The sequence below is a fragment of the Micromonospora sp. NPDC049580 genome, from assembly GCF_040675595.1.
Taxonomy (GTDB): domain Bacteria; phylum Actinomycetota; class Actinomycetes; order Mycobacteriales; family Micromonosporaceae; genus Micromonospora.
In genome coordinates this window covers 1-5,582 of the sequence record NZ_JBFAPG010000424.1, presented here as the reverse complement: position 1 = coordinate 5,582, position 5,582 = coordinate 1, and the positions used below count along the sequence as shown (strand labels likewise).

At 73.2% G+C, this 5,582-nt stretch carries 3 protein-coding genes and 2 pseudogenes; 2 read left to right on the top strand and 3 right to left on the bottom strand.

The features are described from left to right. From AB0J68_RS25870 to AB0J68_RS25860, 3 genes and pseudogenes are all read right to left on the bottom strand, one after another. Positions 1 to 869: pseudogene (locus tag AB0J68_RS25870) on the bottom strand (ribonuclease E/G); the annotation flags it as partial. Between the two features lie 131 nt (positions 870 to 1,000). After that, on the bottom strand, positions 1,001 to 1,720 hold the full coding sequence (locus tag AB0J68_RS25865; RefSeq protein WP_354857991.1) for a TIGR03936 family radical SAM-associated protein: 720 nt from the start codon (positions 1,718 to 1,720) through the stop codon (positions 1,001 to 1,003). A gap of 178 nt (positions 1,721 to 1,898) precedes the next feature. Beyond that, the gene (locus AB0J68_RS25860; protein ID WP_363940790.1) at positions 1,899 to 3,875 is read right to left on the bottom strand and encodes a TIGR03960 family B12-binding radical SAM protein; all 1,977 of its coding nucleotides are present in this window, start codon (positions 3,873 to 3,875) and stop codon (positions 1,899 to 1,901) included. A gap of 155 nt (positions 3,876 to 4,030) precedes the next feature. On the opposite strand from AB0J68_RS25860, the gene AB0J68_RS25855 reads away from it, so the two are divergent. Together AB0J68_RS25855 and AB0J68_RS25850 are read left to right on the top strand one after the other, a co-directional pair. Next, positions 4,031 to 5,443 carry a hypothetical protein gene (locus AB0J68_RS25855; protein WP_363940788.1) on the top strand — a complete coding sequence of 471 codons (1,413 nt, stop codon included), beginning with the start codon at positions 4,031 to 4,033 and terminating at the stop codon, positions 5,441 to 5,443. A gap of 12 nt (positions 5,444 to 5,455) precedes the next feature. Then, a pseudogene (locus tag AB0J68_RS25850) lies at positions 5,456 to 5,582 on the top strand (nucleoside triphosphate pyrophosphohydrolase); the annotation flags it as partial.

The window sequence follows — 5,582 nt, the reverse complement described above, 5'->3', positions numbered from 1 at the left end:
CGGGACGGCTCGGCCTCGACGGCCGGTTCCTCGGCCACCGGAGCGGGCTCCGCCGGCCGGGTCACCGGCACGGCGTCCGGCTGGGGTGCCATGAACAGCACTGTGGGTGCGGAGAGCGCGGCCCGCCGACGGCGGGTGCGCGGCTGCTCGGCCTCGACGACCTCGGCAGGCTCGATCGGCTCATCGGCCACGTTCGCCACGGCGACACCGGGCGCCACCTCGCCGGAGCGCTCCCGCGCGTCACCGAACGCCTGCTCGGCGCCGGTTCCGTCCGGCGGGGTCTGCGCCTCGTTCAGCTCGGCTTCCGCCTGACGCAGGTCGGACTCCGCCGACGTCTCAGCGGCGTCCCCCTCGGCGGAGGGCTCCTCGACGGCGGGCTCCTCGGCGGCGGCGGGCTCCACGACGGCCGGCGGCTCCTCGACGGCGGGCGTTGCCTTCTTGCGCCGGGTGCGGGTCACCTTGACCGGAGGAACGACCTCGGGGGAGGCCAGCTCCGCGCTGGCGGCGACCAGCGGCTCCTCGGCGGTCGTCTCGACGGGGGCCGCCTTGCGCCGGCGTCGGGGGGTCTTCGGGGCGACGTCCAGGTCACCGGAGACCGGGGCGAAGACCTCCGCCTGCGGCGACTCGACGGCGCCGGACCCGCCGGCGGACGCCTCGACGGGCGCCTCGGCCTGCTCCGGCTGGTTGAGCGGAGCGGCCCGACGCCGGGTGGCCCGCGCCCGCCGTGGCGGTGCGGCAGCCTCGGCGCTCTCCGCGCCCGCCTGCTGCGCGCCGGCGGCGCCGTCGGTGGTGGTGGTGCTCTGGTCAGCGGTGTCGCCGGCCGGCTGTGAACCGGTCCGTTCGCCGCCCTCGGGCTCGTTCTCGAGCATGGACGTTCTCCAGTTCTGGCTGCCCCGGGCGCGGGTGAGCGCTGCCACGCAGGGTCGCCGCAAAAGTGTTTCCGCCGGGCGCGCGTGGTGCGCGACCGCCGAAGTCTGCCTGCAAGAGCGCTGACCGTCGGTCAGTGCCCAACGATGGCTGCCCCGCCGCGATCCGCATCCAACGGATCCACGATCGCACCCTGCGCGGTCAGCGTGCCCTGAGCCAGCCGGGTCACCCTCGGCGAGACCGGCGGCTCCAGGTCGGCCACCACGCGGAGGCCGGAAAGGACGTCATCGGGCCGTACGGACGGGGTGACCTGCCGCACGACCAGTTCGAGTATCGCACACGGTACGGCCGGCGCCCCGGAAGGCGTCTGCGTCGGGGAGAGGACATCGATCGACATAACCGCTGCACGGGCATCGAAGGTGCGTCGCCCCTGCTTGGTCATCCGCTCGACCAGCACCTCGTCGGCAGCGGTGAAGGCGTCCACGGCGGCGCGCAGCGTCTCCGTGTCGACCTCGGGCAGCTCGATGTGCCAGTGCGACGCCTCGATGCGGTCCGCCAGGCTGCCGCCCTCGGCGATCACCACCTCCAGCACGTCCAGCCCGGGTGAGAGCGCGGCGTCGAGCGCGGCGCGCAGCGCCTCCGGCTCGACCGGCGCCTGAAGGCCGATCTCCAGGTACTCCGCCTCGCTCGCCACCCCGGTGGGCGCGGCGCTGGCGTAGGAGATCTTCGGGTGCGGGGTGAAGCCCTGGGAAAACGCGATCGGTACGGCGGCACGGCGCAGCGCACGCTCGAACGCCCGGGCGAAGTCCCGGTGCGAGGTGAACCGCAGCGGCCCGCGCTTGGCGTACCGGATGCGGGCGCGCTGAACGACCGGCGCCTGCCCACCCTCCGGCTGGTTTTTCTTACTGATCGTCTCGCTCCTCGGAACTCAGCACCGGTTGATCATGAAGTTATTGTCGGTGACACGCGGTGTTCCGGGCAACAACTTCATGATCGACGCGGGCGACGGGCGGGGCCGGGAGGGCCGGGGGTCAGGGCGTGGGGGTTTTCAGGCCCTTGATCGGCGTCAGGGGCAGGAGCTTCTTGCCGGTGGGGCCGATCTGGATCTCGGTGTCCATCGAGGGACAGACGCCGCAGTCGAAGCACGGGGTCCACCGGCAGTCGTCCTGCTCGAACTCGCTCAGCGAATCCTGCCAGTCCTGCCAGAGCCAGTCCTTGTCCAGGCCCGAGTCCAGGTGGTCCCAGGGAAGGACCTCCAGCTCGTCGCGCTGGCGGGTGGTGTACCAGTCGAGATCCACCCCGAACGCCGGCAGCGTCTCGGCCGCCGCGTCCACCCAGCGCTGGTAGGAGAAGTACTCGCTCCACCCGTCGAACCGGCCGCCGTCCTCCCACACCTTGCGGATCACCGAGCCGACCCGGCGATCACCCCGGGAGAGCAGGCCCTCGATCAGCGACGGCTCGCCGTCGTGGTAGCGGTAGCCGATGGCCCGGCCCAGCGAGCGGTCCGAGTTGATGGCCTGCTTGAGGATCTTGAGCCGGTGGTCGATGACCTCCGGGCGCTCCATGGCAGCCCACTGGAACGGGGTGTGCGGCTTGGGCACGAACCCGCCGATGGAGACCGTGCAGCGGATGTCCTTCGAGCCGGTCGCGGCCCGACCGGCCTTGATCACCTCGTGGGCCATGTCGGCGATCTCGAGGACGTCCTCGTCGGTCTCGGTGGGCAGGCCGCACATGAAGTACAGCTTCACCTGCCGCCAACCGTTGCTGTACGCGGTGACGACCGTCCGGATCAGGTCTTCCTTCGACACCATCTTGTTGATGACCTTGCGGATCCGCTCCGACCCGCCCTCCGGGGCGAAGGTCAGGCCGGTACGCCGCCCGTTGCGGGACAACTCCTGCGCGAGGTCGATGTTGAACGCGTCGACCCGGGTCGACGGCAGCGACAGCGACACGTTGGTGCCCGCGTACTGCTCGGCCAGGCCGGAGCACATGTCGCCGATCTCGGAGTGGTCGGCCGAGGAGAGCGACAGCAGGCCCACCTCGGAGAAGCCGGAGAACTCCAGGCCCTCGCGCACCATCTGCCCGACGGTGGTGATCGACCGCTCCCGCACCGGACGGGTGATCATGCCCGCCTGGCAGAACCGGCAGCCCCGGGTGCAGCCCCGGAAGATCTCCACCGCGTACCGCTCGTGCACCGTCTCGGCGAGCGGGACGAGGGGCTTCTTCGGGTACGGCCACGCGTCCAGGTCCATCGTCGTGCGCTTGTGCACCCGGAACGGCACGTCTGCCCGGTTCGGCACGACCCGCTGGATCCGCCCGTCCGGGAGGTAGTCCACGTCGTAGAAACGCGGCACGTACACGCTCTCGGTGCGGGCCAGCCGCAGCAGCAGCTCGTCGCGGCCACCCGGGGAGCCCTCGGCCTTCCACTCCCGGACGATCGCGGTGATCTCCAGGACCGCCTCCTCGCCGTCGCCGAGAACGGCGGCGTCGATGAAGTCGGCGATCGGCTCCGGGTTGAAGGCGGCGTGCCCACCGGCCACGATCACCGGGTCGGCGTCGGTGCGGTCGGCGGCCAGCATCGGGATGCCGGCCAGGTCGATCGCGGTGAGCATGTTGGTGTAGCCCAGCTCGGTGGAGAAGGAGATGCCGAAGACGTCGAAATCGCGCACCGGCCGGTGCGCGTCGACGGTGAACTGCGGCACGCCGTGCGTGCGCATCAGGTTCTCCAGGTCGGGCCAGACCGCGTACGTCCGCTCGGCGAGGGTGTCGGGCAGCTCGTTGAGCACCTCGTAGAGGATCTGCACACCCTGGTTGGGCAGGCCCACCTCGTACGCGTCGGGATACATGAGCGCCCAGCGCACCGTCGCGGCATCCCAGTCCTTGACCACCGCGCCCAGCTCACCGCCGACGTACTGGATGGGCTTGGAGACCTGAGGGAGCAGCGGCTCGAGCCGCGGCCAGACGGAATTGGTCGCGGCCGCGCGCGGCGTCGTGGACGGGGCACTCATGATGCCCAAGGGTACGCGCCCGCCCGCCGGTGACCGCGCGCACGCCACGATGCCGCCCGACCAACCACCTGTGCACGCACTCCGCCTGGATGCCCGGGCGGCGGCGGTGGCGACGCGGTACTAACCTCGGACCGGCGCGAGAGGAGATTGCCGCGATGCCGGAGCCCCAGCCGGGAGCACGGCCGGCCGACGGGCGCACCCCGGGCCCGGAGCCGGACGACGCTCCGGCGGTCGCCGACGAGTCGACCTCCCCACCCGTACCACCGGACCACCCCGCCGCCCCCGACCAGCCGGAACCCACGGCCCAGCCCACCGCACCGGACCAGCCGGAGCCGACGAGCCAGGAGCCGACGGCCCAGGAGCCCGCGGCGCAGGAAGCCGCGGCCCAGCCGGAGCCGACGAGCCAGGAGCCCACGGCCCAGCCGGAGCCGACGGCCCAGGAGCCCGCGGCCCAGCCGGCCGCGTCCGCGGACTCCCCCGCGCCGCGGTGGAGTGGGTCCGCGCCGGTCCCTCCTCAGCTGCCGCGCAGGCGTGCCTGGGGTGAGTCGGCCGAGCCGACCCCGCCGCCGCCCCTGCCCGAGCAGCCGCCCGAGCACCGCACCCCGGTCGACCCGTGGGCCGGGGTGGACACCGGCGGCTGGGACCTGCCCTCCGCCGAACTGCCCCCGCTGCCCCCGACGTTGGACTACCCGGCGCCCCCGTCGACCCGGCAGTGGTCCGGGCCGCCCGCACCGCCGGTGGGGATGCACCCGGTGTCGCCGTCACCCGCCCACCCGACGTCGCCCGCCTACCCGGCGCGACCCACCTACCCGGCGCCGCCAGCCCACCCGGCGCCGCCAGCCCGGCCCGCCCTGCCGGCGCAGCCCGGCACGGGCCGACCCACCGCGCCGGTGCGGCCGGCGCCGCCCGCCCGGGTGCCGAAGCAGCGGCGGGGTCGGCGGTCGGCCACGCCACCGCCTGTGACGCCACCACCGGGCTGGGAGGCCCCGAAGGGGTACGTGCCGGTTCCGGTCCGTCGTCGACGTCGCTGGCCGTGGCTGCTGCTGCTCACCCTGGCCTGCTGCTGCGGATGTCCCGCCTACTACGGCCTGCCGATCTCGTCCCAGTACCCGGCCCGGGCCGCGCTGCCCGGGCAGGTCGCCGATCTGAGCCTGCGTCAGGACGACGGCAGCGCCGCGGCGGCCCGACAGCTGGAGAACGAGGTACGCCAGGAGAACTGGCTGGCCGAGGACACCTTCGCCGGCGTGTACGCCACGGCGGACGGCAAGCGGGTGACGGTCTTCGGCGGGACCGGCTTCCGGCTGAACCCGGAGGCGGACGCGAACGCGGAAATCACGCGGCTCAAGGAGCGCTACGCGCTGGAGTCGCCCGAGACGGTGCAGACCGGCGTACGGGGTCGGCACGAGCGTTGCGCGATCGGCCGGCCGGCCGACGGCGACGTGGTGGTGTGCACCTCGGTCGACCACGGCAGCATCGCCACCGGAGTGTTCACCCGACTCTCCGTCGTCGACAGCGCCGACCTGCTGAAAACCTTGCGCGGCCAGATCGTTCAGCCCGAGCGGGGCTGAGCCGCGCCCCGGCCACAGGAGCGACGCCGCACCGTCGACGGCGGGGCGGGTGGCCTGGTCGACAAGATGATCCGGCGCAATCCGCACGTCTTCGCCGGCGCCGAGGCGGGCACGCTGGAGGAGATCACCGCCAACTGGG

Bases quoted from the DNA above. Each gene is read 5' to 3' on its own strand.
- AB0J68_RS25860 (WP_363940790.1), bottom strand. From the start codon at position 3,875: ATGAGTGCCCCGTCCACGACGCCGCGCGCGGCCGCGACCAATTCCGTC.
- AB0J68_RS25855 (WP_363940788.1), top strand. From the start codon at position 4,031: ATGCCGGAGCCCCAGCCGGGAGCACGGCCGGCCGACGGGCGCACCCCG.